We start from the raw sequence: 23924 nt of genomic DNA, 5'->3' as shown, positions 1-23924 counted from the left end.
CGCCGCACCGGGACCCACCCCCGGTCGGCACCGCCGCGACGGCTGTTGTCCTTACGCGGGGAACTCCTCTCGACTGGTGTCCCACGCTGGGAACCCGACGGCGGCTCGGTGGTGCGGGCCGCACGGCCGTCGGCACGCCAGGTGGGGGTGCGCCGGTAACGCCCTGGCGAGAAGGCCGGGGGGCCGGTCCCCGGGCCGCGCGCCCGGCGGGCCGCGATTACCGTGGGTGGCCGTCGGGATGGGGGCTGCTGATGGTGGTGCTGGACCGCTTGGTCAACGTGCTGGGCGGCTACGGGGTGCGGTTGGCCTGCTGCCCCGTGCCGAGGTCCACCGAGTTGCGCAGCGTGGCCGTGCACGACCCGTCGGACCGGCGGCCGGCGGCCGGTGACGTGTTCCTCGCGGTGGGCGCGGGCTCGGTCGCCGAGGCGGTGTCGTGGGGCGCGGCGGCGCGGGCGGCGGTCGTGCTGGTGCGCACCGACGACCCGGGGGCCGCCTCCGCCGGCGAGGCGCACGGCGTGGCGGTGCTGGTGGTCGACCCGGCCGTCTCGTGGAGCGAGCTGGCGGGCGTGGTCTTCGGGCTGGTGCTGGAGGGCCGGGAGACCGAGTCCGGGCGCGGGCCCACGGACCTGTTCGCGCTCGCGGACAGCCTGGCGGCGGCGGTCGGCGGCGCGGTGACCATCGAGGATCGCCGGTCGCGGGTGCTGGCCTACTCCAGCCTCCAGCAGCACGCCGACCCGGCCCGCTCGGCGACGATCCTCGGCCGCCGGACGCCCGAGCCGCTGCGGCGGCTGTTCGACGCGCTCGGTGTCGCGGCGCACCTGGCGTCCTCGGACGAGCCGCTGTTCGTCCCGCCCGACCCGGCGCACGGCCTGTCCGGGCGGATGGTCGTGGCGGTGCGGGCCGGGCGCGAGGTGCTGGGCTCGGTGTGGGCGACGTGCCCGGAGCCGCTGACCGGCGCGCGGCGCACCGCGCTCGCGGACGGCGCGCGCACGGCCGCGCTGCACCTGCTGCGCTCGCGGGCGAGCGCGGACCTGGAGCGCCAGGTGGAGTCCGACCTGGTGATCCAGCTCCTGGAGGGCACGGCGGACGCCGCGACGGTGGTCAGCCGCCTCGGCCTGCCGCCGGGTCCGCTGCGGGTGATCGCGGTGCGCGCGCACGTCGCCGACGAGCGGCACGCCGCGCTGCTGCTGGCGTTCGAGCGGGCCACCACCGGGTTCGGCTGGTCGCGGCCGGGCCGCAGCGCCCTGGCCGGCACGTCGCTGTACACCGTGCTGCCCGGCGAGCGGGCGTCGCCGGGCCGGGAGTGGGTGGCCGCGCTGCGGTCGGCGCTGCCCGCCCAGGTCACGGTGTGGGCCGGGATCGGCGGCACGGCCGACGCGGCGGACCTGCCCGCCGCCCGCCGGGAGGCCGACGAGTGCCTGGCGCTGCACGAGTCGCGCACACCGGACGACCCGCCGCCCGCCTACGACGAGTCGTGGGACGACCTGCTGCTGCAACGCCTGCGCGCGGCGGCGAAGGCGGGCCGGACGCCGGCCCGGGGCCCGGTCGCCGAGCTGCGCCGGCACGACGTCGAGCACGGCACCCGGTTCACCGCGACGCTGCGCGAGTGGCTGGCGGCGCAGGGCGACCTGGCGGCGGCGGGCGAACGGCTGGGCGTGCACCAGAACACCGTGCGCAACCGGCTGCGGAAGATGGCCGGGGTCGCGGGCCTGGACCTCGACGACACCCGCAAGCGGCTCGCGCTGATCATCGCCCTGGCCGCCGAGGACGACCCCGCTGTGCGTTCCGGACAAGATCCCGCCCCGGAGGTGTAGGGAACGGACAGCAGGCCACCCCGCCGGCCGGTCCATGCTGGTGCCGGGAGCGAGAACTCGGAGGTGGGGCATGGTGGGGCGCGTGGACGGCGGGCCGAGGTCGGCCGTCGTGGTCGGGGCGGGCATCGTGGGCCTGTCCACCGCGTGGTTCCTCCAGGAGCGCGGGGTCGAGGTGACCCTCGTGGACCGCACCGGGGTCGCGGCGGGCGCGTCGTGGGGCAACGCCGGGTGGCTCGCGCCGGGCCTGGCGATACCGCTCAACGAGCCGACCGTGCTGCGCTACGGGCTGCGGTCGCTGCTGAGCCCGAGCGCGCCGCTGCACGTGCCGCTGACCGCGGACCCCGGGTTGTGGGGCTTCCTGGCGCGGTTCGCGGCGCACTGCCGCTGGTCGTCGTGGAGCCGGGCGGTGCGCGCCAACCTGCCGCTCAACGACGAGTGCGCCGAGGCGTTCGACGTGCTCACCGGCAACGGCGTGGACGCGCCCGTGGTCGACGCGCCGATCACCGCCGCGTTCGAGACGCCCCACCAGGCGCGGGGCCTGCTGCGCGAGCTGCGGCGGATGGCCGACCAGGGGCAGCCCGTCGACCACGCCGTGCTCTCGGCCGACGAACTGCGCTCGCAGGTGTCGCTGGCGTCCGCCGCGCTCACGGCGGGCGTGCGGGTCGACGGCCAGCGGTACGTCGACCCCGGCGGGTTCGTCCAGGCGCTGGCCCGCGCCGTGGTGGCGCGCGGTGCGGAGGTCCGGTTGTTCGAGGTGGCGAGCATCCGCCCGTTCAGCAGGGGCGTCACCGTGCACCCGCGCCACGGCGACGCCGTGGCCGCCGACGTCGCCGTGGTGGCGACCGGCGCGTGGCTGTCCGGGCTGGCGCGCGGCTTCGGCGTGCGGACGCCGGTGCGGGCGGGTCGCGGGTACTCGTTCACGGTGCCCGTGGAGCACCCCGTGCCGGGTCCGGTGTACCTGCCGGACGTGCGGGTGGCGTGCACGCCGTACCGGGACGGGCTGCGGGTCGCGGGCACCATGGAGTTCCGCGACCCCGACGCGCCGGGCGTGACGGCCCGGGTGGACGCCGTCGTCGCGTCGGCCCGCCCGCTGCTGCGCGGCGTCCGGTGGGACGAGCGGACCGACGTGTGGGTGGGACCGCGCCCCGTGACGCCGGACGGGCGACCGGTGATCGGCGCGGTGCGCGCGCCCCACGTCTACGTCGCGGGCGGGCACGGCATGTGGGGCCTGGCCCACGGCCCGATCACCGGGCGGCTGCTGGCCGAGCAGGTCACCACCGGCAAGACGCCGGACGCCCTGCGCGAGTTCGACCCGCTCCGATGACCGCCGCCGACACCGGACGCGGCAGCACCACGCGGACCGGCCTCACCGCCGACACCGGATGCGGCGGGCTCACCGCCGACACCGGACGCGGCACCGCGCGCGGCGGGCTCACCGCCGACGAGCGCGCGGAGCTGGCGTGGCTGCGCTCGGAGAACACGTTCCTGCGGGCCCAGCGCGATGTGCTGGTGCGCATCGCCACGGGCTACGCCGACGACATGGACGCGCTGCTGCGGCGGCGCGGACCCGTGGCCCACTAGACCACTCCCCCTGTCCGTGGGGGCCGGAGCCGAGAAGAACACCCGGCAATCACGGACCCCACCGCGCCGTCAGGGCGGGCCCCCGGCCGCCCTGACGGCGCACCCCACTGGAGCCCACCATGACCGACTGGCTGACCCCCGAGGCCCACGCCCGGCTGCGCGCCGAGCTGGCCGCGCTGCTCGCCCTGCCCGCGCCGCGCGCCGACGACGACCTGGTCACCACGACCCGGCGGCAGCGCGAGGTGCGCATCCGCGAGGTGCGCGACCTGCTGGCGCGGGCGGTGGTCGGCGAGGACCCGCCGGACGACGGGGTGGCCGAACCGGGCATGGTGCTGACCGTCCGGTACGACGACACCGGCGAGGTGGAGACGTTCCTGCTGGGCGTGCGGGACACCGAGGCCGGCCCGGCGGACCGGGAGGGCGCCGGGCTGGAGGTCTACTCCCCCGGCTCGCCGCTGGGCACGGCCCTCGACGGGGCGCGGCGCGGCGAGCGGCGCTCGTACCAGGTGCCGAGCGGGGCGGTCGTGCGGGTGACGCTGGTCGACGCGGTCCCCTACAGCCGCCGGCTCACGACCGGGGGTCCCAGCGCCGGCTGAACTCGCCGGGTGCCGGCGGCGGTCCGGGCAGGTCCGGGCCGTCGGTCCGGGCGAGGCCGTCCACCATGACCGCGAGCACGCGGCGGCGCAGCTCGGCGGTGCGGCCCGCGTCCGGCACGCGGACGGCGGCGCAGCTTTCCAGCACCAGGCCGAGGTCGTGGGCGACGACGTCGGCGCGCAGCCTGCCGTCGGCGTGTGCGCGGTCCACGAGCGCGGCGGCCAGCTCCCCCGCGCGGGCGGCGTCCGCGCCCATGTCCGGCGTGGGGGTGAACGTGCCGGCCAGGCGCACGGTCAGCGAGTGCACGTCGGCGTCGACCACCCCGGCCAGGAAGCCGGTCAGAGCGGCCCAGCCGTCCGGTTCGGCCAGCGCCGCCTCCGCCTCGGCGATGTAGCGGCGCAGCCCGTCGTGGCACAGCTTGCGCAGCAGTTCCTCTTTGCCCGGGTACCGGCGGTACAGCGCGCTGATCCCGACGCCCGCGTGCTTGGCCACGTCGGCGATCGGTGATCGCGGGTCGTTGAGGAACACCTCGCGGGCGGCGGCGAGGATGGCGGCGTCGTTGTGCGCGGCCTGCTGGCGGCGGCCGGAGAGGCCGGCGTCGGTCCGTGACGGCATGGTGACCACCCTAACACTGGAACGGATCGTTCCGCTCCGCTACAGTGAAACGGAACAAAGCATTCCGTTCCGAAGGAGCAGAGATGACCGGCACCGCGATCCGCCCGTTCCGCGTCGAGGTCCCGCAGGCCGACCTGGACGACCTGCACCGCCGGCTCGACGCGGCGCTGTGGCCGGACGAGCTGCCGGGCGTCGCGGACGCCTACGGCGTGCCGGCCGGGCGGGTGCGCCGGCTTGCCGAGCACTGGCGGTCCGGGTTCGACTGGCGCGCGTTCGAGGCCCGGCTCAACGAGCACCCCCAGTTCGTCACCGAGATCGAGGGCGAGGACATCCACTTCCTGCACGTCCGCTCGTCCCGCGAGGACGCCACCCCGCTCGTGCTCACCCACGGCTGGCCCGGCTCCGTGGTCGAGTACCTGGACGTGATCGGCCCGCTGACCGAGCCGGAGTCCGCCGACAGCCCGGCCTTCCACCTGGTCATCCCGTCGCTGCCGGGCTTCGGCTTCTCCGGCCCGACCCGCAGCCCCGGCTGGGGCACCCACCGCACCGCCCGCGCGTGGGTCGAGCTGATGCGCCGGCTGGGCTACCGGCGCTACGGCGCGGTCGGCAACGACGGCGGCTCGATGGTCTCCCCCGAGGTCGGACGGCTCGACCCGGAGGGCGTGATCGGCGTGCACGTCACCCAGCTCTTCTCCTTCCCCTCCGGCGACCCCGCCGAGTTCGAGGGCCTGGACGAAGCCGACCTGGCCGCGCTGCGGCACCTGGAGTGGTTCTACGCCACCAAGTTCTCCTTCAACGCCCTGCACAGCCAGCAGCCGCAGACGCTGGCGTTCGCGCTCGCCGACTCGCCGGTCGGCCTGCTCGGGTGGAACGCGCAGCTCTTCGGCGAAGCGCTGGACGACGACTTCGTCGTGGCGAACGTGGCGATCTACTGGCTGACCCGCACGGGCGGCTCGTCCATCCGGTTCTACTACGAGGACGCGCACCACACCGACCGCCCGACCGGCCCGACCACGACGCCGACCGCGCTGGCCATGTTCGCCGGCGACTTCCGGTCCATCCGCCGCTTCGCCGAACGGGACCACGCCGCCATCGTCCGCTGGAACTCCTACGGCACCGAAGCCGGCGGCAGCGCGAACGACGCGGCCGGCCACTACGCGGCGCACGAGGCGACCGACGTCCTGGTCGCCGACATCCGCGAGTTCTACGCCCAGGTGGGCTGAGGACCGCGACCCGCCGGGAACCGCCGAGGGGCCGGTTCCCGGCGGTCGCGCGCGCCGCGTCGCTATCGTGCGGCGGTGATCACGATCGTGCCGCCCGGAGTCCTCACCCAGCCCGACAACGGCCGGCCCGCCCTCGCCTGGTCGTTCCCGGACGGGGTGCGGGCGGTGTCGACGGCGGTGGTCGGCGGCGGCGTCGGGCCGTGCCGCTGGGTGGTCAACGTCGAGGTGGACGACCAGTACCACCGCGACCCCGTGGCGCACGTCGGCGAGCTGGCCGGGGCGTGGAACCTGACCGGCCCGGGTGCGGGGCTGCTGACGGCGGCGGTGGTCGCCGAGCACGCGACCGGCGCGGACGGGGGCGTCGAGTGCGTCGCCACGGTCGGGCTCAGCCACCCGGTGTACGCGGCCTCCTCCGCCGCCGCCGGGGCGTGGGGCCCCGGCACGATCAACACCGTGTGCTGGGTGCCGGTCGGGCTCGCGGACGGCGCGCTGGTCAACGCCGTGGTGACGGCGACCGAGGCGAAGGCCCAGGCGCTGGCCGACGCCGGCGTGCCCGGCACCGGGACGCCGAGCGACGCGATCGTCGTCTGCTGCCCCGACGACGGGGGCGAGCCCTACGGCGGCCCGCGCTCGGAGTGGGGGCGGCGGCTGGCCAACGCCGTCCACCGGGCCACCCTCGACGGCGCGCGGCGCTGGTCGGCGGCCAACCGGCGCGAGTACGACGGGCACGGCCGGGCGCGTGGGATGATCGACTGACGGTGACGGGGAGGGGACGGGTCGTGGACCAGGCGCTGTCGAGCGGAGCGGACACCCCGGGCGCGTTCGGGCTGGGGCTGCACCACGTGCAGCTCGCCATCCCGCCCGGCGGCGAGGACCGGGCACGTGCCTTCTACGTCGGCGTGCTGGGCATGACCGAGGTCCCCAAGCCGCCGGCGCTCGCCGCGCGCGGCGGCCTGTGGGTGCGCGCCGACCGGCTGGAGGTCCACCTCGGCGTCGAGGACGACTTCCGGCCCGCGCGCAAGGCCCACCCCGGGATCACCACGACCGACCTGGACGGCCTGGCCGCCCGGATCGCCGACGCGGGCGTCGAGGTGCGCTGGGACGGCGACTTCCCGGGGTTCCGGCGGTGCTACGTGTCCGACGTGTTCGGCAACCGGCTGGAGTTCCTGTCCCCCGACGTCGACGGCTGACCGCGCGGGGGCCGCGCGAAGTCAGCTGCGGCGGCCCCGGACCAGCAGCAGGGCACCGGCCGCCAGCAGGGCCAGGGCGGCGAGCAGCAGGTCCAGCAGCCGGGTGCCGGTGTCGGCCAGCGCGGCCGGCGCCACGTCCGTCGTGGTCGCGCAAGGCCGTTCCGGGGTGCAGTTCGCGCCCGGGGTCCTGGAGACCGCCGTGTTGCGCAGCGGCCCGGTGGCGTCCGCCCGCACGGTCACCGAGTACGTGATCGTCGCCAGTTCCGCCGGTTCCAGGCTGCCCTGCCACCGCAGCACCGACCCGGTCACGGTGACCATCCCGGTGTCGGCGCGGGCGTTGCCGTCGTACGTCGCGTCGTCCAGGACGTCCGCCAGGTCGTCGGCCAGCTCCGCCTGCTCGTACCGCGCGGCGCCGGTGTTGTGGACGGTCAGCGCGTAGCGGACGGTCCCGCCGGGTGCGACCGTCGTGCCCGGGTCGGCCGACTTGCGGATGGTCAGCTCCCGGACCAGCGTCTCCGTCGAGCACGCCGGGTCGGCCGGGCCCGTCGCCCGCGCGTGCGGCGTGCGCGTCGACGGCGGGCAGTTCGTGGCGTCCGGGCTGGTCACCGCGTTGCGCAGCCGCTTGTCACCGGCGGGCGGGGTGCCCACCACCACGGTGTAGGTCACGGTGACCTCCGCGTTCGCCGGGACGTCGCCGGACCACCTCAGGACCGGTGCGGCGTAGGAGACCGTGCCTGCCGACGCGACCGCGTCACCGTTGTAGGTGGCGTCGTCCACGACCCCGGTCAGGTCGTCGGCGAACGCCGCACCCCGGTACGGCGCTCCGCCCGTGTTGGCGAGGACGACCCGGTAGGTCACCGTCCCGCCCGCCGTCACGGCCGCCGGTTCCGCCGTCTTCCGGATCGACAGCTTCGGCACCGGCAGCACCGAGCGGCAGTCCGGGTCGGCGGAACCGGGTTCGCAGTTGGAGCCCTCGGCGGTGACCACGTTGACCAGCCGCCGGTCGCCCAGGTTCGTGACGGTCACCGAGTAGGTCACGGTGGCCGTCGCGCCCTTGTCCAGCGAGCCGGTCCAACCCAGGTTCGGTGCGGCGTAGGAGACCGCGCCCGTCGATGCGACCGCGTCACCGTTGTAGGTGGCGTCGTCCACGACCCCGGTCAGGTCGTCGGCGAACGCCGCGTCCGGGTACGGGGCCTCGCCCACGTTGGTGACGGTGACCGTGTAGGTGACCTTGTCGCCGGTCCGGGGGTCGTCAGGCGTCCCGCTCTTGACGACCCGCAACGCCGGCAGCGGGGTGACCGTGCCGCAGGCCGGGTCCGCGCCGCCGGGCGGGCAGGTGGAGTCGACCGGGCCCACGACGGCGTTGCGCAGCACCTTGTCACCGCCGGGCGGGCGGTTCACGGTGACCGAGTAGGTGACGCGCACCTCGGCACCCGCCCCGACGTCGCCGTTCCACGAGACGGTCGGCGCGGTGTAGGCGACGACCCCTGAGGTGGCCGAGGCGTCCTGGTCGAAGGCGGCGTCGTCCAGCACGCCGGTCAGGTCGTCGGCGAACGACGCACCGGAGTAGGTCGCCGTGCCGGTGTTGGTGACCAGCACGGTGTAGGTCACCTCGTCGCCGGGCCGGGGGTCGGCCGGCGCGGAGGTCTTGGCGATGCGCAGCGCGGCGACCGGCGTGACGGTGCCGCAGCCCGACCCGCACGTCGAGTCGGCCGGGCCGGTCACCGCGTTGCGCAGTGCGCCGTCCCCGGCGGGCGGCTGCCGCACGGTGACCGAGAAGGTGACCGTGGCCGTCGCACCGGCGGGCAGGTCGTGCCGCCACGTCAGGTTCGGCGCGGTGTAGTCCAGCGCGCCCGCCGACGCGGTGGCGTCACCGCCGTACGTGGCGTCGTCCAGCACGCCCGTCAGGTCGTCGGTGAACGTCGCGCCGACGTAGGTCGCGGTCCCGGGGTTGCGCGCGGTGACGGTGTAGGTGACCCGTTGGCCCGGTTTCGCGGTCGCCGGCGACGCGGTCTTCGCCAGCTCCAGCAGCGCCAGCGGGGTGACGGTGGAGCAGTCCGGGTCCGTCGAGCCCGGCGGGCAGGTCGCCCCGTCCGGGCCGACGACGGCGTTGCGCAGCGCGCGGTCGCCGGCGGGCGGGCGGCCCACGGTGACCGAGTAGGTGACGGTGACCGTGCCGCCGGCGGCCACGTCCCCGTTCCACGTCAGCGTTTTCGCGCCCGGGTCGAAGGTCGCGGAACCCGACGTCGCGGTGGCGTCACCGTTCCACGCCGCGTCGTCCAGCACGCCGGTCAGGTCGTCGGTGAACGACGCGCCCACGTAGTCGGCCGCGCCCTGGTTGCCCACCACGACGGTGTACGTGACGGTGTCACCGGCCTTCGGCTGGGCGAGCGACGCCGTCTTGCGGATCTTCAGCAGGGCGACGGGCGTGTCCGTGCCGCAGTCCCCGCCCGGCGGGCAGGTGGAGTCCTCGGGCCCGGTCACGGTGTTGCGCAGCCGCTCGTCCCCAGCCGGCGGCACCCCCACGGTCACGCGGTAGGTGATGGTCACCGTGCCGCCGGCCGGCACGTCCCCGTTCCACACCAGCGTCTTCGCGCCCGGGTCGAACGTCGCGGAACCCGACGTCGCGGTGGCGTCACCGTTCCACGCCGCGTCGTCCAGCACGCCGGAGAGGTCGTCGGTGAACGACGCGCCGGAGTAGGCGGCGTTGCCGGTGCTCTCGGTGACGGTGACCGTGTACGTGACCACGTCGCCGGGCTTCGCGCTGGTCGCCGACACCGCCTTGGCGATCTCCAGCGCCGGTTTGGGCAGGACGCTGGTGCACGCCGGGTCGTCCGACCCCGGCGGGCAGTTCGAGCCGTCGCCGGTCACGACGTTGCGCAGGAACTCGTTGCCGCCGTTGGTGACCGTGACCCGGTAGGTGACCGTCGCGGTCGCGCCGACCGCCAGGTCACCGGTCCAGGTGAGCTTCGCGCCGGCCGCGTCGAACACCACCGAGCCGGAGGTCGCCGTGGCGTCGCCGTTCCAGGACGCGTCGTCCAGCACGTCGCTCAGGTCGTCCGCGAACGCCGCCCCGGGGTAGGGCGCGGTGCCGGTGTTGGTCACCACCACCGAGTAGGTGACCACGTCACCCACCTTCGGGTTGGCAGGACCCCCGGTCTTGACCAGCCTGAGCGACTTGACCGCCGTCTCGGTGCCGCACCCCGGGCCGGTCGAGCCGGGTCGGCAGTTCTCGCCGGTAACGGCGTTGCGCAGCGTCTTGTCCCCGGCGGGCGGGGTGCCGACGGTCACCGAGTAGGTGATGGTCGCGGTCGCGCCCTCGGCGACGTCGCCGGTCCAGGTCAGCCGCCGCGCGTCGGCGTCGAACACCGCCCGGCCCACGTCGGCGGTGAGCCGGTCGTCCCACTCGGCGTCGTCCAGCACGCCGGCCAGGTCGTCGGTGAATCGCGCGCCGGGGTAGGCGGCCCGACCGGTGTTGACCACCACCACGGTGTAGGTGACGCGCTCGCCGGGCGCCGCGGTGGCCTTGTCGGCGGTCTTGCGGACGGTGACCGCGCCGACCGGCGTGACGCTGCCGCAGGCGGGGTCGGCGGAGCCCGGCGGGCAGTTCGAGCCCTCCGGGCCGGTCACCGCGTTGCCCAGCGAGAGGTCGCCGCCGGGCGGTGTGCGGACCGTGGCCGTGTAGGTGATGGTGACGGTCTGGCCGACGCCGACGTCACCGGTCCAGGTGAGCGTCCGGGTGCCCGCGTCGAACACGGGCTGGGTGGGCGCGGCCGTCCCGCCGACGCGCGCCACGGCGTCACCCCGGTAGTCGGCGTCGTCCAGCACGCCGGTCAGGTCGTCGGTCAGCGTCGCGCCCGCCACCAGCGCGCCGCCGGCGTTCTCGGCGGTGATGGTGAAGGTGACGGTGTCGCCGGGCTTCACGGTCGCGGGCGCGGCGGTCTTGCGGATCACCAGCCCGGTGACGACCTGGTCGGTGCCGCAGTCGGGGTCGGTGGCGCCGGCCGGGCAGTTCGAGCCGTCCGGGCCGACGACCGCGTTGCGCAGCCGCTTGTCGCCGGCGGGCGGGCTGCCGACGGTCACCGAGTAGGTGATGGTGACCGATCCCCCGGCGGGCACGTCGCCCGTCCAGGCGAGTTGCCGGGTCGCCGGGTCGTAGGCGACGGTGCCGGCGCTCGCCGTGGCGTCGCCGTTGTACGCGGCGTCGTCCAGCACGCCGGACAGGTCGTCGGTGACCGTGCCGCCGGTCCACGGCGCGGTGCCGTCGTTGGTCGCGGTGACCGTGTAGGTGACGGTGCCGCCGGGGCCCGGGTCCGGCGGGGCGCTCGTCTTCCGCAGGCGCAGCACCGCGATCGGCACCTCGTGCGAGCAGCCCGCCGAGCAGTTGCCGTCCGGGGAGGTGACGGTGTTGCGGAGCACCTTGTCGCCGCCGGGCGGGCTGCCCACGGTCACCGAGTAGGTGAGCGTGACCGTCGCCCCGGCGGCGATGTCGCCGGTCCAGGACAGGGTCTGCGCGGTGCCGTCGTACACCGGCTGGGTCGGCGAGCCGGCGGCGACCGCGTCGCCGTTGTACACCGCGTCGTCCAGCACGCCGGACAGGTCGTCGACCACGGAGGCCCCGGGCGCCGGGCCGGTGCCGGTGTTGCGGGCGGTCACCGTGTAGGTGACCTTGTCGCCCGGCCGGGCGGTGGTCTTGTCGGCGGTCTTGGCCACCACGAGCTTCTTCGTGAGGTCGGGTGCGACCTCGCACGCGGCGAGGTCGGTGATCGGCCACGACCCGCCGCCCTCGGACGTGATCCGCCCGACCTGGTTGTTGTGCGCGTAGCCGCCCGGCACCTCCTCCGAGACGCCGGTCTCCGGGTCCACTTTGTACAGCGCGCCCCAGTACGCGCCGAGGTAGATCGCGTGGTGCGCGTAGGCCATGCCGTAGTTGTTGAACCCGTTGCCGGACGCCGGACCGGTCACCTGCACGGCCTGGGTCGTCGTCCCGGTCGCCGGGTCCAACCGGTAGACGTAGGACGAGCCGCCGTAGGAGATGCCGTAGTAGGCGCCGCCGTTGCTGTCCACGAACATGTCGGGGACCATCGACCCGCCCGCGAACACCGGGTCGTCGGGCGGCACGGAGGTCAGGTTGTCGCCGCGCGTCCACACGGTGGTCGCACCGGTCGCCAGGTCCATCCGGAACAGCTTGGGCACACCACCGTTCTGCGCCCCGTACAGCGCGCCGGCCGCCGGGTCGGCGGCGATCCCGCCCCAGTTCGTGCCGGCGGGCAGGGCGCGGCCCTGGCCGCCCGCGATCAGGTCGGTGACCACGTCGGTGCCGGAGACGTGCTTGTACAGCGTGAGGTCGGCGGAGGTGTAGCTCGCGTAGAACGCCGCCACGGCCCCGGTGTCCGGGTCGCGGCCCAGCGCCATGCTGGTGGACCAGTAGTCCGGCGGCCCCGACCCCGTGCGCTTGCTGATCACCGTGTTGGCGATGACGGGCTCGCCGGAGGGGCCGGTGGCGAACTCCATCCCGGAGCGGTAGTTGCTGTAGTAGAGGTGGTCGCAGTCGAAAGTGGACGGTCGGTCCTCGCCCTCGACCGCCCAGTCGGCCGCCCACGCACCCGGCGCGGTCACCAGGGTCGCCACGACGGCCGCCGCGAGCACCCCGGCGAGCACCCGGCTCCCCCGGAACAGCCGGGCGACCAACGACATCGTGCCTCCACCGTCGTGCGACCGAACGCGATGACGAGCGGATACTTGCACGGCGGTTTCACCGTCGCCGGGCGAAACGTGCACCACGACCGGGTGACTCTGCGGCGGGTCTCAGACCGGGGCCCGCATCCCGGGCGGTGCGGCGAGCGGCGTCGCCACCGCCCGGAACGCGGTCAGGACCGCCTGCCGATCCCCGGTCCGCTGTCGACGTCGGAACAGGCCACGAGCCGCCGCCCACGATCCGGGCCGGGCTCGGCCACCCCCGGCGACTCCGACACAGGCCCCACCCGTCTTCACAGGTGGCTCGGCCGGGTCTGGGTCGATCTCCGTCCGTGGTGCGCAGGCACGGGTCGACTGCTGTTCGAGGCGCAGACCGGGGGTGGCGTGGCAGGACCTGCCGGAGCGGCACGTGTCGGCCGACCCCGGCATCGTGCGGGCGCACCGGCACGCGGCGGTGCCCGCCGCACGACCGTTCCCGCGCGGGGCGGTCGGATCGCACGACGGGCGCGGTGGGTCGGGCGATCACGCCATCGGCCGGTCCGAGGAGGTCTCACCACGAAGGCCCGTCCGGTTCGCGCCGGGTCAGGGCCGCCCGCTGTGGGTCGTCCCGACCGGCGGCGGCGTCGACGACTGCGCCGCGGTCACCCGGTCGCGGCCGGGATCGGGCCGGGAGGCCGGCTCCGGGCGTCCGGCGGCCAGGCCGAGCCGGGTGGTCGCGGACCAGGGCCGAGCCACCCGCTGTGACAAGACCGCCACCTCCTACCGGGCATGACCGACTTCACCACCCCCACCACCCGGCTGTGCGGACGGGCTCTAGCGGCGGATCAGGCCGCGGGCCGTGGCGGCGGCCACGGCGGCGGTGCGCGAGTCGACGTCCAGCTTCGCGTAGACGTGGACCAGGTGCGACTTCACGGTGGCCAGGGTGAGGCCCAGGCGCTCGCCGATGGCGTGGTTGGACAGGCCCCGCGCGACCAGGGTCAGCACCTCGGCCTCGCGCCGGGTCAGCGCGGTCGCGGGGGTGCGCAGGCGGTCGACCAGGCGGTCGGCGACGGTCGGGGCCAGCGCGGTCCGGCCGGCGGCGGCGGTGCGGACGGCGGCGGCCAGCTCCTCGGGCGGGGCGTCCTTGAGCAGGTAGCCGGTCGCACCCGCCTCGATCGCGGGCAGCGTGTCGGCGTCGGTGTCGTAGGTGGTGACGACCAGCACGCGCGGCGCGTTGGGGCGGGCGCTGATCGCGGCGGTGGCCTGCGAGCCGTTCATGACCCCGCCGGCGAACTGGAGGTCCATCAGCACGACGTCCACGTCCAGCTCCGCCGCGAGTTCCACGGCCCGCTCGGCGGTGGCGGCCTCGGCCACCACCACCAGGTCCGGTTCGGTCTCCAGCAGCGCGCGCAGCCCCGCCCGCACGACCGGGTGGTCGTCGGCGAGCAGCAGCCGGATCGGGGTCACGGCCGCTCCGGCGGCAGGGGGAGCCGGGCGGACAGGGCGGTGCCGCGCCCGGGAGCCGACTCGACGGTGAGGGTGCCGCCGAGGGACCGCGCGCGGGCCGCCGAGGCGGCCAGGCCGAACCCGCCGGCGTCCGGGTCTGGCGCGGGCGGTGCCGCCGGGTCGAAGCCGTCGCCGTCGTCGGTGACGGTCAGCACGACCTCGTCGTCCCGGTAGTCGAGGGTGGCGGACGCGGCGCGGGCGCGCGCGTGGCGGGCGGTGTTGGCCAGCGCCGACTGGGCGATCCGCAGCAGGGCCACGTCGTGCGCGGTCGGCAGCGGCACCGGCCGGCCGGTCAGCTCGAAGCGGGTCGGCGGGGACGCGGTGGCGGCGCACAGGCGTTCCAGCGCGCCGGCCAGCGTGGTGCCGTCCAGGGCGGGCGGGCTCAGCGCGGCCACGAAGCGGCGTGCCTCGGCGAGGTTGTCCACGGCGGTGCGGCGGGCCTGCCCGACGTGCCGGGCGGCGTCCTCGGGGCGGTCGGGCAGGATGCGCTCGGCCGCGCGCAGCAGGAGCTGGATGCTGGACAGGCCCTGGGCCAGGGTGTCGTGGATCTCGCGGGCCAGGCGCTCCCGCTCGGCGAGCACGCCCGCCGCGTGCTGCGCTTCGGCCAGGTCGGCACGGGTCGCGGTCAGCTCCTCGATCAGCCGCCGGCGGCGCTCGCTCTCGCGGTAGAGCACCTCGTAGCCGCGCACGACCACGACGGCGACGGCCGCACCCAGCACCGGACCGGCCACGGCGGCCGGCGTGAAGCCCTGGTGCAGGGTGAACGAGGTGGCGGCGGCGAGCGCGGTGGCGGCGACGGCCGGCACGCCCGCGCGCCGGGGCAGCAGGTGCAGCTGGAGGAAGTAGAGCGGGAACGCCACCCACAGCGCGTCGGCGGTGAGCACCAGCAGCACCGCCCACACCGCGCACACGGCGGCGAGCCACCACGCGGCCCGGCGGCGCGACCGGCCGATGCCCGGCACCAGCACGCCTGCCGCGTACACGACGACGAGCAGCGCCGCGACCACGACGGTGGCCGGTGCCCCCGCGCGGACGACGGCCGGCGCGACCAGGGCGACGACCAGCAGGTGCAGGCCCCAGGTCAGGGCGACGCGAGTGGTGTCCATGAGCACCGTCCAGGGTAGGTGACCCGCGCCGGCCAGGCATCAACCGAAAGTTCGACCCCGGGTACCGCCTCGCGGCGCTGCGACTCCGGTCCCCCGCGCGATGCCCCGGACCCCTCGGCCGGGTGACGGTAGGAGGACACCGCTGCCGAGGGGAAGGAAGAGATGTACGTCGGCTGGAGGGACCTGAGGTTCGCCCGGGGGCGCTTCGCTCTCATGGGGACCGTGATCGTGCTCATCACCCTGCTGGTGGGGTTGCTGTCCGGGCTGACCGCCGGGCTGGGCAGGCAGAACACCTCGGCGGTCACCGGGCTGCCGGCCGACCGGATCGCGTTCGGCGGGCCGGAGGTGTCCTTCGCGGACTCCGCCGTGACCGACGACCAGGTGCGGCGGTGGGCGGCCACGCCGGGCGTGCGCGCCGCCGAGCCCCTGGGCGTCGCCGGCACCAAGGCGTCGGCGGCGCGCAACGCCCCGGTCACCGTGTTCGGGGTGCGGCCCGGGTCGGCGCTCGCCCCGGTGCCCGACGACCGCTCCGCCGTGCTGTCCGAGGGGGCCGCCGACGAGCTGGGTGCCGGCCCCGGTGACGCGGTCGTGGTCGCCGGGCGCTCGTTGACGGTCGCCGCCGTGCGCGGTGACGCCTGGTACAGCCACACACCGGTCGTGTGGACCACTGCGGACACCTGGCGGCTCGTCGCGCCGCCGGACGCGCGGGCGGCCACCGTGGTCGCGCTGACCACCGATCCGTCCGGTGTGGACTTCGCGGCGGCGGACGCCGCGATCGGCACCCGGACCACGTCGATCGGCGACGCCCTGGCCGGGATCGGCTCCTACACGTCGGAGAACGGCTCGCTGCAACTGATGCGCGGGTTCCTGTTCGCCATCTCCGCGCTCGTGATCGGCGCGTTCTTCACCGTGTGGACGATCCAGCGCAGCGGCGACGTCGCCGTGCTGAAGGCGCTGGGCGCCTCCACCGGGAACCTGCTGCGCGACGCGCTCGGCCAGGCGGTCGTCGTGCTGGTCGGCGGCACGCTGGTGGGCACCGGCCTGGCGGTCGCGGTCGGCGCGGCGCTGGCCGGCTCGTCCGTGCCGTTCCTGCTCACCCCCGCGACGGTGCTGCCGCCGGCGGCGGCGACCGTGCTGCTGGGCGCGGCCGGCGCGGCGCTGGCCGTCCGCCGCGTCACCTCCGTCGACCCGCTGACCGCCCTGGGAGCAGCCCGATGAGCCTCGTCCTGCGCGACGTCACGCTGACCTACGCCGACGGCGACGGCCGGCTGACCGCGCTGGACCGGGTGGGCCTGGACGTGCCTGCGGGCACGCTGACCGCCGTCGTGGGCCCGTCCGGCTCCGGCAAGTCCAGCCTGCTGGCGGTCGCCGCCACCCTGGTCACGCCGGACGCGGGCACGGTCACCGTGGCCGGCGTGACCACCACCGGCCTGCGCCGGGGCGAGCTGGCCGCACTGCGCCGGCGGACCATCGGCACGGTGTTCCAGCAGCCGAACCTGCTGCCGTCGCTGACCGCCGCCGAACAGCTCCAGGTGATGGCCCACCTGGACGGCCGCTCCCCCGCCGCCGCCCGCCCGCGCGCGCTGGACCTGCTGGACGCGGTCGGCCTGGCGGACCTGGCCGGCCGGCGACCGCACCAGCTCTCCGGGGGCCAGCGCCAGCGCGTGAACATCGCCCGGGCGCTGATGAACCGGCCCACCGTGCTGCTGGTGGACGAGCCGACCAGCGCCCTGGACCACGAGCGCGGCGCGGCGGTGGTGGACCTGATCACGCGCCTGACCCGCGACCAGTCGACCGCCACCGTCCTGGTCACCCACGACCGCGCGCACCTGGCCACGGCGGACCGGGTGGTCGAGGTCCACGACGGCCGGCTCACCGGCTAGTGGTGTCCCCGACGGCCGGACCTGTGCCGGTCGGCGGGGCACCGGGTCAGGGGCAGACTTCCCACTGGCGGACGTACCCGCGCGTGCCGACGCCGGTGTCGTTGATCCGGGTCGGGTCCTGGTTGGCGTTGAGGAACGCTCCGACGGAGTTGAACAGCACGGTCTGGCTGCCGTTGTTGTTGTGCAGCGATCCCACGCTGGTGGTGAACGGCGCGCTCAAGGTGAGCCGGCCGCACTTGGAACGGGAGAGGCGGGCGCCTTCGTAGCCCGTGTCCTCCCACACGCACGACGAACCGGACGGGCAGTCGGGGGCGCCCTGGGCGTGCACCGGCTCGTCCACCGCGCGGCCGGACGCCTCGCCGGGCAGGGGCAGCGTGAGCACCATCCCGCCGCCCTGGTACTCGACCTGGTTGAGCCCGACCTGCCTGCCACCGCCGTAGTCGGCGAGGTGTCCGTCCACTCGGGACTGGAGGGCGGCGAGTCGTGCCGCGCTGTAGCTCGGGATCGGGGTCTCGGGGGCGTTCGGGGTCGCCGTGACGCTCGTGGTCGAGCCCGCCACCCCCGCCAGCACCAGAGCCGCGACCGCCGCAATGCCGGAAATCCTGCGCATGGGAGTACCTCCGAAGGTCCCGTGGTGGATGTCGACTCCGGCGCGCCGCCGAAGGCAGACTGCCGGCCTGGCGGGACCGCTCACAAGCGGCACCGACCCGGGCTTTCCCGCCCCCGGAGCCGATCAGCAGCGCCATTCCACGCCGGCCTCCGGGAAAGATGGGTAATCCCGGCCGGTCCGCTCGCCGCTTCGGCCCACAGCGCCGACCACCGCACGGCGTGCGGTCGCCGAGGCGGGAAGCGCTTGCCCGGCGTTGGGCCGTCCCGGTGACGGCTTCGGGCAGCCGGCCCACGTGTGGCGTCCGAACGGGCTTGAACTGCCAACTGTTGACGATCAACGCCGGATAGGTCTACACCACTCGTCGGCGCAACCATGGGCTCCGACCCGTGCCGCGAACTCCCTGCCGACGCACGGGCGAGGAGGATTCATGCGCAAGTCCCTCGTGGGGGCCGCCGTCCTGGCCACGCTCGCCGCCACCCTCTTACCGGGCGGGCCGGCCGCCCACGCCGACGACCTCACCCTGGCCCGCGCCGCGACCGGCGGCGCAGAGCTGACCCCGTTGTCCACCACCGACTCCGGCGACCGGTCCACCGTCCGGTTCGCCCAGGCGCACCGGGGCGTGCCGGTGTTCGGCGCGCAGTCCCTCGTGCACCTCGACGGGCCGGCGGCGCGGCGGACCGTCCGGGCCACCACCGACCGGACCGCGCGCGGGCTCACCGTCGACACCACCCCGACCGTGGCCGAGGACCGGGCGGTCGGCGGCGCGCTCGCGGGGCTGGACCCGGAGACCCGGTCCCGGGCCCGGGTCGAGCGGCACGGGCTGGTCGTGCTGCCCGGCGGGTCCGGGGTGCTGGCGTGGCACCTGACCGTGCGCGGCGAGGACGTCCCCCGGGGCCTGCCGCTGCGGCGTGAGGTGTACGTCGACGCGCACACCGGCGCCGTCGCGCTGGAGTACGACAACCTGCACCTCGCCGAGGGCCCGGCGACCGGTGAGGGCGTCGCCGCCAACGGCAAGACCAAGCCGCTGGCCGTCTACGAGCGCGCCGACGGCAGGTTCGAGCTGCGCGACCGCAGCCGGGCCATGTTCCCCGCGACCGGCGGCGAGATCCTGACCTACGACGCCGAGAAGCGCGACTACTACGACTTCCTCGGCGAGCTGCCGCCCGAGACCGAACTCTTCGCCTCCGACACCGCGCGGTTCGACGGCGCGGCGGCCGAGACCGGCGGCGTGGACGCGCACTGGGCTGCGGGCCAGGTCTACGAGTTCTACGAGCAGCGGCTCGGCCGCCGGGGCATCGACGGCAAGGGCGGCTCCAGCGTGTCCGTCGCGGGCGTCACCAACCGGGGCCAGCCGTTCCTCAACGCCTTCTGGGACGGGACGAAGATGGTCTACGGCTGGGCGACCGGCGAGCAGCTGCCGCTGTCGGCCGACCTGGACGTCGTGGGCCACGAGATGACCCACGGCATCACCGAGCACACCGCGAACCTGGTCTACCTGGGCCAGTCCGGGGCGATCAACGAGGCCGTGTCGGACTACCTCGGCAACGCCGTCGACGTCACCGTCAGCGGCACCCCGATGACCGACCCGGACGCCGGCCTGCTCGGCGAGGACCTGTGCCGCACCAAGGCACCCCGGGAGTGCGCCATCCGCGACCTGAACGACGGCCGGACGACCGTGCGCGACTACCTGGGCGTCACCCGGAGCACCGACAACGGCGGCGTGCACCTGAACTCCACCATCTTCGGCGGCGCGCTGTGGGACATCCGCGAGCGCATCGACCCGGCCCTGGCGGACGAGGTCGTCTACACCGCGCTCACCGAGTACATGACCCCGCTGGACACCTTCGTGGACGGTCGGACGGCCGTGCTCGGCGCGGCGGCGGCCCTCAAGCTCACCGCGCGGCAGCAGGCGACCATCGCCAGGGCGTTCGACGAGCACGGCATCGTGCCGGGCTGGGAGCAGCGCCTCGGCACCGACACGACCACCCTGGTCGGCGGCGTCACGTCCGCCACGCCGTTCCCGTCCGCCGCCGGCGGCCGGTACGTGGTGCTGCTGTCCGACGTGCGCGGCGAGCAGGCCCCCGAGGTGCACACCGGGCGCATCGACCGCGCCACGCCGCCCGTGCGGCTGTCCGCGAAGGACGGCACGGCCAACGCCCAGACCAACACCGACGGCACCACGGCGGTGTGGAGCAACCGGTCCCGCGCGGGCAGCCGCGTCCTGGCGCGCACGCTCGACGGCGGCCCGATCCGGACCGTCGCGGACGGCGGCACCACCGCCGACCTGTCCGTGCCGGTGGTGTCCGGTGACGCGGTGGCGTGGCAGAACTTCGACTTCGCCGGCGCGCTGGAGACCGACGTGTGGGTGCGGGTCGGCGACGGGCCCGCCCGCAACCTGACGCCCGAGCCCGGCGTGCAGGGCAACCGGCCGTTCCTGCGCGGGCACCTGCTCTCGTACACGCAGGTCCGGCGCGACGCCACCGGCTGGTACTACAACGCCGTGGTGGAGGACCTGCGCACCGGCACCCGCACGGTCCTGCCGTCGCCGACGGGGTCGGTGTTCGTCAAGGACGCCGTGCTGACCGCGAGCGGGGTGGCGTGGATCCAGGACGTCGGCGTGGACGGCCGTTCGGGGATCATGGCGGCCGACCACCACGGCGGGCGCGTGCGCGCGGTGGTCGCGGAGGACGGTGAGCACGCGCCGATGTTCCCTGCGCTGGACGCGAGCGACCAGTGGCTGACGTTCAGCACGCGGGTCGGCGCGGCGGGCACCAACGCGGGCCTGCCGAAGCTGGAGCAGGTGCCGGTGTGGGGCGGCACGCCGCGACGCGTGTCGTGCAACCGGGGCGACCAGGCGTCCTTCGCCGCCGACCGCGACCGGCGCGTGGTGTGGCTGGACGGCACGGCCGGCGGCACGGACCTGGTGACCCGGGAGTCCCCGACCAGGCGCGGCTGCTGACGCCGTCGGGGCGGTCGGGTCCCTCCACGACCCGACCGCCCCGGCGTTCCGCGAGCGGGACACGGCGAGCGGAGCACGGCGGGCAAGGCACGGCGCGCAGAGCACGGCGACACCGCCGGCGTTGCGACCGGGCTCCGCGTGGCGGGACCGGCGATCGGCGCTCCGGCGGCGAGGCAGCGGTCAGCGTTTCGGTGGCAGGACCGGGGTCAGCGCTCCCAGGCAGGACCGGGGTCAGCGCTCCGGTGGCGGGGCGATGAGGATCGGCCACGCCTCCTCGTCCGCGAGGGCGTCCTCCAGCGTCTCGTCCGGGCCGAGCGCGAACACCGCCGCGCCGGGTTCGGCGCGGGCGAACACGCCGGGGTCGACCCTGGTCTCCACGCGCAGCACGATTACCGCTGCCGGGTCGGTCGCGGACCGGCCCGGGAACAGGCCGGGGTCGACGTCGACCTGCTCCAGCGCGGTCGGGTGCGCGACGACGTCGACGGTGAGCCGGTCGCCGGCGAGCGCGGACTCCGCCCAGCCGTCGGTCTGCGCGAGGTACAGGACGCCGTCGCCCTCGTAGCAGTAGCTGGACAGGTCGTTGACGGCCCGTTCCCCGGGAGGACCCTCGGGGTCGATGAGCACGACCACGACGGGCACCTCCGGCTCGTCCGGGTTGACACCGGGGCGTACCTGGATCTGAGCCACTCACGACCTCCCTGCGACGGATCGGGGTCAGTACAGCACCACGCCGCGCCGCACCGTGCGGCGGTCCGGGCATCCGCGCGCACCGGGCGGCGGCCTCGCCGTTCGCCGGGTCGGTGACGGCACGTCACCGACCTCGACCGGCACGGGCGAGATCCGGCACGGTCGGGCGATGTCGGCGTGCTGGGCGAGCGGCTGGCCGGTCCCGGTCGGGAAGCTGGGGGCACCACTCGTGGAGAGGGAGGTCCCTGGCATGGCGGCACAACGGCTGGTGACGGCACTACGGCTCGTGACGGCACGACGACTGGTGGCGGTGGGCTTGGCGGCGGCGGCCCTGGTGGCGGTGTCGGCGGCTGTGCCGACCGCTCCGCAGGCGGCTGCGGCCCAGGGCGTGCTCTGGGTCAGCGGCAACGAGTTCCGCGACCCGAGCGGCTGCTACCACGGCAACTACCTGCCGCTGGTGGTCAAGAACCGCACCAACCGGTTCGCCGTCGTCTACGACGGGACCGACTGCCGGGGGTCCGTCGTCTCCACGGTCGGGCCGGCCAGTGACCAGGTGCACGAGTTCGGCATGAGCGTCCGCATCGAGTGACGCGCGGCAGCACCCGGGTCGCGGTGGGATGGTCAGGCGACCACGGCCTCGGACCACCGGTCCAGCACTTCGGCCACCGTCTGCTCCGGGGTCTGCGCCGAGGTGTCCAGCCACAGCCCCAGGCGCGGGGTCTCCTCGCGCAGCACCCGGTCCAGGGCGTGCACGGTCCACTCGTCGTAGGCCCGCTTGCCCCGGCCCGCCTCCCGGTCCGCGATCACGGAAGGCGTCGGTGCCAGCACCACGACCAGCAGCGGGCGGCTGCGGATCCGGTCGACCAGGTACGGCAGGTACTCGCCGAGCACCACGTCCTGCACCACGGCGGTGAACCCCGCGCCGAAGTACGCGTCGGCGGTCGCGGCGGCCAGGTCGTGCCGCAGCCGCAACTGCCGCACCGCTTCGCCGGACGGCTCCGGGCCCATCTCCGCCCGCCCGCCGACGACCATGCGCCGGTACACGTCACCCCGGACGTGCGCGGAGCGCGGCAGCCGCTCGGCCAGCGCCTGCGCCACCGTGGACTTCCCGGCCGCCTGGATGCCCGTGACCAGCACGACGGCCCGCTCCGCTCCCACCACCCCGCGATGATCTCCGACCGGGACGGGCGGCGCGACCCGATTCCCGCGCCGACCCGCCCCGCCCGGGGTCACTCCTCGGACGCGAAGTCCTCGCCACCGTCCTCGAAGGCGTCCTCCAGCACCTCGCCGAGCACCATCCCGCCGACCACGCCGGCCGCCGCACCCGCGACCACGCCGCCCACGCCGGGCCCGCGCCGCTCGTGGTGGCCGTACCCGTGGTGGCCGTGCTGGTCGTACCCGTGCTGCGGGTAACCCTGCTGCGGGTGACCCTGCTGGCCGCCGAACGCGGGGTTGCCGAACGCGGAGTGGCCGCCGCGCTCGACGACCTGCGCGAGCCACCCGTTGATCGCCGAGGCCCAGTCGGTGTGCTGCGCGTCCTGGTGCGAGGCGTGGAACCGGCCGAACGAGTCGCCGCCGGAGCTGAACAGGCCACCGCGCTTGTCCGCCTCCAGCACCACGACCAGCTCGTGCGGGCTGGTCACGAAGGTCAGCTCCACCTGGTTGAGCCGGCCCGCGTACTGGCTGGGCGGGAAGAACTCGATCTCCTGGTAGAAGCCGAGTTCCTGGTGCACGCCGTGGATGCGACCGGCCTCCACGTCCGCGCTGCGGAACTGGAAGCCGAGCTGCCCGAAGGCGTCCAGCACGCGGTCCTGCGACGGCAGCGGCGACACCACCACCGGGTCGAGGTCGCCCTTGTCCGGTGCGCCCGCGATGACCAGCTCGGTGCGCACGCCGACCGTCATGCCGGGGAGCTGGTGCCCGCCGACGGCGGTGATCGGGGTCTCCCACGGGATCGGGAGCTGGAACGGCACGGCGAGCGGCTGGTTCGCCGCGACCCGGACGCCCTGGGCGACCTGGACCCGCAGGAACTCCGAGACGCCGGCGAACTCGTGGTCGCCGTGCTCGACCTCGACCCGGGTCACCAGGGACAGCACGACCTGGTCGATGTGGGCGTCACCGCTCCCGCCCTGGATGCGCACCTGGCCGGTGATCACCTGACCGGGCGCGGCGTGCGGTGAGTCGAGGACGGTGTCGACGGACGGTCCGCCGACGCCGAAGGCGCTGAGCATCCGCTTGAACATGGGAAGACTTCCTCCGGGGACTGGGGTGCGAAGCCGCTGCTCCCGCGAGCGCCGGAGCCGACGGCCCCAGCCGTACCGGTCGGCGCGTCGGGCACACGTCACACTAGCACGTGCCGCTGTACGGTTTACCGGGAGTACCCGGATGGCCGCACCGGGTCAGACGAGCCCGCAGAGGCGGGGAAACGACCTGACAGCCGCAAAATACGGACGCGGGGTATTGCGCGACGAAGTATTAGA

General features: G+C 75.3%; 21 protein-coding genes. 12 read left to right on the top strand and 9 right to left on the bottom strand.

Going from position 1 to position 23924, the window contains the following annotated elements:
• The first annotated feature begins 251 nt into the window (after positions 1-251).
• The 4 genes from AB0I60_RS08070 to AB0I60_RS08055 all read left to right on the top strand — a co-directional run bounded on the left by AB0I60_RS08070 (position 252) and on the right by AB0I60_RS08055 (position 3991).
• Positions 252-1814 carry a helix-turn-helix domain-containing protein gene (locus tag AB0I60_RS08070; RefSeq protein ID WP_360726738.1) on the top strand — a complete coding sequence of 521 codons (1563 nt, stop codon included), beginning with the start codon at positions 252-254 and terminating at the stop codon, positions 1812-1814.
• Between the two features lie 70 nt (positions 1815-1884).
• Positions 1885-3138, top strand: a complete 1254-nt coding sequence (locus AB0I60_RS08065) for an FAD-dependent oxidoreductase (RefSeq protein WP_360726737.1) — start codon at positions 1885-1887, stop codon at positions 3136-3138.
• Entirely contained in the window at positions 3135-3395 is a 261-nt protein-coding gene (locus AB0I60_RS08060) for a hypothetical protein (RefSeq protein WP_360726735.1), read from the top strand. The genes AB0I60_RS08065 and AB0I60_RS08060 overlap by 4 nt, the downstream gene beginning before the upstream one ends.
• Before the next feature lie 119 nt (positions 3396-3514).
• Positions 3515-3991, top strand: coding sequence for a GreA/GreB family elongation factor (locus AB0I60_RS08055; RefSeq protein ID WP_360726733.1), 477 nt, complete (start codon positions 3515-3517; stop codon positions 3989-3991).
• On the opposite strand, the gene AB0I60_RS08050 is transcribed toward AB0I60_RS08055, so the two are convergent.
• On the bottom strand, positions 3963-4604 hold the full coding sequence (locus AB0I60_RS08050) for a helix-turn-helix domain-containing protein (RefSeq protein ID WP_360726731.1): 642 nt from the start codon (positions 4602-4604) through the stop codon (positions 3963-3965). The genes AB0I60_RS08055 and AB0I60_RS08050 overlap by 29 nt on opposite strands.
• Positions 4605-4687: 83 nt before the next feature.
• On the opposite strand from AB0I60_RS08050, the gene AB0I60_RS08045 reads away from it, so the two are divergent.
• The 3 genes from AB0I60_RS08045 (at position 4688) to AB0I60_RS08035 (ending at position 7017) form a co-directional block, all read left to right on the top strand.
• On the top strand, positions 4688-5827 hold the full coding sequence (locus AB0I60_RS08045) for an epoxide hydrolase family protein (protein ID WP_360726729.1): 1140 nt from the start codon (positions 4688-4690) through the stop codon (positions 5825-5827).
• A 75-nt stretch (positions 5828-5902) separates the two neighbouring features.
• Complete coding sequence (locus tag AB0I60_RS08040; protein WP_360726727.1) at positions 5903-6583, top strand: adenosylcobinamide amidohydrolase; 681 nt, start codon at positions 5903-5905, stop codon at positions 6581-6583.
• A 2-nt stretch (positions 6584-6585) separates the two neighbouring features.
• Positions 6586-7017, top strand: a complete 432-nt coding sequence (locus AB0I60_RS08035) for a VOC family protein (RefSeq protein WP_360726725.1) — start codon at positions 6586-6588, stop codon at positions 7015-7017.
• Positions 7018-7038: 21 nt separating this feature from the next.
• On the opposite strand, the gene AB0I60_RS08030 is transcribed toward AB0I60_RS08035, so the two are convergent.
• A complete protein-coding gene (locus AB0I60_RS08030) occupies positions 7039-12714 on the bottom strand; it encodes a DUF11 domain-containing protein (RefSeq protein ID WP_360726723.1) in 5676 nt (1891 codons plus the stop codon).
• Positions 12715-13093: 379 nt separating this feature from the next.
• Here AB0I60_RS08030 and AB0I60_RS08025 point away from each other — a divergent pair, with 379 nt between their 5' ends.
• Positions 13094-13486, top strand: a complete 393-nt coding sequence (locus tag AB0I60_RS08025) for a hypothetical protein (protein ID WP_360726721.1) — start codon at positions 13094-13096, stop codon at positions 13484-13486.
• Positions 13487-13527: 41 nt separating this feature from the next.
• On the opposite strand, the gene AB0I60_RS08020 is transcribed toward AB0I60_RS08025, so the two are convergent.
• Both AB0I60_RS08020 and AB0I60_RS08015 read right to left on the bottom strand, forming a co-directional pair.
• Entirely contained in the window at positions 13528-14160 is a 633-nt protein-coding gene (locus tag AB0I60_RS08020; RefSeq protein ID WP_360726720.1) for a response regulator transcription factor, read from the bottom strand.
• Positions 14157-15305 carry a histidine kinase gene (locus tag AB0I60_RS08015; protein WP_360726718.1) on the bottom strand — a complete coding sequence of 383 codons (1149 nt, stop codon included), beginning with the start codon at positions 15303-15305 and terminating at the stop codon, positions 14157-14159. The genes AB0I60_RS08020 and AB0I60_RS08015 overlap by 4 nt, the downstream gene beginning before the upstream one ends.
• 162 nt (positions 15306-15467) lie before the next feature.
• Between AB0I60_RS08015 and AB0I60_RS08010 the strand changes: the two genes are divergently transcribed.
• Both AB0I60_RS08010 and AB0I60_RS08005 read left to right on the top strand, forming a co-directional pair.
• Entirely contained in the window at positions 15468-16523 is a 1056-nt protein-coding gene (locus tag AB0I60_RS08010; protein ID WP_360726716.1) for an FtsX-like permease family protein, read from the top strand.
• The gene (locus AB0I60_RS08005; protein ID WP_360726714.1) at positions 16520-17188 is read left to right on the top strand and encodes an ABC transporter ATP-binding protein; all 669 of its coding nucleotides are present in this window, start codon (positions 16520-16522) and stop codon (positions 17186-17188) included. Before AB0I60_RS08010 ends, AB0I60_RS08005 begins: the two co-directional genes overlap by 4 nt.
• Before the next feature lie 46 nt (positions 17189-17234).
• On the opposite strand, the gene AB0I60_RS08000 is transcribed toward AB0I60_RS08005, so the two are convergent.
• Complete coding sequence (locus tag AB0I60_RS08000; protein WP_360726712.1) at positions 17235-17798, bottom strand: peptidase inhibitor family I36 protein; 564 nt, start codon at positions 17796-17798, stop codon at positions 17235-17237.
• 427 nt (positions 17799-18225) lie between these two features.
• Here AB0I60_RS08000 and AB0I60_RS07995 point away from each other — a divergent pair, with 427 nt between their 5' ends.
• A complete protein-coding gene (locus tag AB0I60_RS07995; RefSeq protein WP_360726710.1) occupies positions 18226-20757 on the top strand; it encodes a M4 family metallopeptidase in 2532 nt (843 codons plus the stop codon).
• A 231-nt stretch (positions 20758-20988) separates the two neighbouring features.
• Here AB0I60_RS07995 and AB0I60_RS07990 read toward each other — a convergent pair whose 3' ends face one another.
• Together AB0I60_RS07990 and AB0I60_RS07985 are read right to left on the bottom strand one after the other, a co-directional pair.
• A complete protein-coding gene (locus AB0I60_RS07990) occupies positions 20989-21444 on the bottom strand; it encodes a hypothetical protein (protein ID WP_360726708.1) in 456 nt (151 codons plus the stop codon).
• 27 nt (positions 21445-21471) lie between these two features.
• Positions 21472-21696: a hypothetical protein gene (locus AB0I60_RS07985; RefSeq protein ID WP_360726706.1), complete on the bottom strand. Its 225-nt coding sequence runs from the start codon at positions 21694-21696 to the stop codon at positions 21472-21474.
• On the opposite strand from AB0I60_RS07985, the gene AB0I60_RS07980 reads away from it, so the two are divergent.
• Positions 21695-22033 (top strand): hypothetical protein, encoded by a 339-nt coding sequence (locus AB0I60_RS07980; protein WP_360726704.1) that lies wholly within the window; start codon positions 21695-21697, stop codon positions 22031-22033. The genes AB0I60_RS07985 and AB0I60_RS07980 overlap by 2 nt on opposite strands.
• Before the next feature lie 32 nt (positions 22034-22065).
• On the opposite strand, the gene AB0I60_RS07975 is transcribed toward AB0I60_RS07980, so the two are convergent.
• Both AB0I60_RS07975 and AB0I60_RS07970 read right to left on the bottom strand, forming a co-directional pair.
• Entirely contained in the window at positions 22066-22605 is a 540-nt protein-coding gene (locus AB0I60_RS07975) for an AAA family ATPase (protein ID WP_360726702.1), read from the bottom strand.
• Between the two features lie 68 nt (positions 22606-22673).
• A complete protein-coding gene (locus AB0I60_RS07970; RefSeq protein WP_360726700.1) occupies positions 22674-23687 on the bottom strand; it encodes a sporulation protein in 1014 nt (337 codons plus the stop codon).
• Between the last annotated feature and the right edge of the window lie 237 nt (positions 23688-23924).

The sequence above is a fragment of the Actinosynnema sp. NPDC050436 genome, from assembly GCF_040655415.1.
GTDB lineage: Bacteria > Actinomycetota > Actinomycetes > Mycobacteriales > Pseudonocardiaceae > Actinosynnema.
The sequence above is the reverse complement of the archived record's forward strand: the minus strand, read 5'-3'. Positions and strand labels throughout refer to the sequence as shown.

Coding starts and splice junctions, on each gene's coding strand:
- AB0I60_RS08065 (WP_360726737.1), top strand. CDS start 1,885: ATGGTGGGGCGCGTGGACGGCGGGCCGAGGTCGGCCGTCGTGGTCGGG.
- AB0I60_RS08030 (WP_360726723.1), bottom strand. CDS start 12,714: ATGTCGTTGGTCGCCCGGCTGTTCCGGGGGAGCCGGGTGCTCGCCGGG.
- AB0I60_RS08010 (WP_360726716.1), top strand. CDS start 15,468: ATGTACGTCGGCTGGAGGGACCTGAGGTTCGCCCGGGGGCGCTTCGCT.
- AB0I60_RS08015 (WP_360726718.1), bottom strand. CDS start 15,305: ATGGACACCACTCGCGTCGCCCTGACCTGGGGCCTGCACCTGCTGGTC.
- AB0I60_RS07970 (WP_360726700.1), bottom strand. CDS start 23,687: ATGTTCAAGCGGATGCTCAGCGCCTTCGGCGTCGGCGGACCGTCCGTC.
- AB0I60_RS07995 (WP_360726710.1), top strand. CDS start 18,226: ATGCGCAAGTCCCTCGTGGGGGCCGCCGTCCTGGCCACGCTCGCCGCC.
- AB0I60_RS07980 (WP_360726704.1), top strand. CDS start 21,695: ATGGCGGCACAACGGCTGGTGACGGCACTACGGCTCGTGACGGCACGA.
- AB0I60_RS08070 (WP_360726738.1), top strand. CDS start 252: ATGGTGGTGCTGGACCGCTTGGTCAACGTGCTGGGCGGCTACGGGGTG.
- AB0I60_RS08060 (WP_360726735.1), top strand. CDS start 3,135: ATGACCGCCGCCGACACCGGACGCGGCAGCACCACGCGGACCGGCCTC.
- AB0I60_RS08000 (WP_360726712.1), bottom strand. CDS start 17,798: ATGCGCAGGATTTCCGGCATTGCGGCGGTCGCGGCTCTGGTGCTGGCG.
- AB0I60_RS08055 (WP_360726733.1), top strand. CDS start 3,515: ATGACCGACTGGCTGACCCCCGAGGCCCACGCCCGGCTGCGCGCCGAG.
- AB0I60_RS08050 (WP_360726731.1), bottom strand. CDS start 4,604: ATGCCGTCACGGACCGACGCCGGCCTCTCCGGCCGCCGCCAGCAGGCC.
- AB0I60_RS08045 (WP_360726729.1), top strand. CDS start 4,688: ATGACCGGCACCGCGATCCGCCCGTTCCGCGTCGAGGTCCCGCAGGCC.
- AB0I60_RS08005 (WP_360726714.1), top strand. CDS start 16,520: ATGAGCCTCGTCCTGCGCGACGTCACGCTGACCTACGCCGACGGCGAC.
- AB0I60_RS07985 (WP_360726706.1), bottom strand. CDS start 21,696: ATGCCAGGGACCTCCCTCTCCACGAGTGGTGCCCCCAGCTTCCCGACC.